Origin of the sequence: Thalassobacterium maritimum, from assembly GCF_031127805.1 — a bacterium.
Classification (GTDB): domain Bacteria; phylum Verrucomicrobiota; class Verrucomicrobiia; order Opitutales; family Coraliomargaritaceae; genus Thalassobacterium; species Thalassobacterium maritimum.
Map to the genome: position 1 here is coordinate 1 of NZ_JARXHW010000192.1, position 697 is coordinate 697.

Sequence of the window (697 nt, forward strand, 5' to 3'; positions counted from 1 at the left end):
CAGCAGCCAAGCCACTTCCATCTGTGTTCTCTGTGACGTAGGTCTGCCGGAGATGGCGTAGCAAATCTGTGGTTAAAAAAGCAGAACCTAAGCAACTCATCCTATGCAAGAATCAGACGCACTCTCACAAACGATCATCGGCGCTGCAATGCATGTGCTCAATACCCTCAAACCAGGTTTGGATGAAAAGCTCTATGAGAATGCACTCGTCATCGCACTCAGGAAGCGTGGGATATCCTGCGAACAGCAGAAAGCCTACGACGTAAGCTATGAGGGCGAGCACATTGGGCGACTCATTCCAGATCTAATTGTGGCCAATGAGATTATCATCGATACGAAAGTAGTTTCAGCATTCAATGAAAGCCATCTTGCCCAAATTCTAGGATACCTCAACATAACCAGGCTAAAGACGGGCCTACTCCTCAATTTCAAATATTCAAAACTAGGCATTAAGCGAGTCTCCGCCTTTGATACGTAACCTTTTCAAAAGAATCTTAACCACAGATTACACCGATTTACACAGATACTAAAACACCGCAGCTTTTCCGCCCCACTCCGATCTGTGCTCTCCGTGACGTAGGTCTGCCGGAGATGGCGTAGCAAATCTGTGGTTAAAAAAACTGAACCAAAGCAACCCAGCCAATGTAATTCAAACCACAGATCACACGGATATACACAGATACCAGCACAACGCTCA

General features: G+C 46.2%; 1 protein-coding gene. It reads left to right on the forward strand.

What is annotated here, in order from left to right; genetic code table 11:
* The first annotated feature begins 103 nt into the window (after positions 1-103).
* Positions 104-478, forward strand: coding sequence for a GxxExxY protein (locus tag QEH52_RS19990; protein ID WP_308952731.1), 375 nt, complete (start codon positions 104-106; stop codon positions 476-478).
* The last annotated feature ends 219 nt before the right edge of the window (positions 479-697 follow it).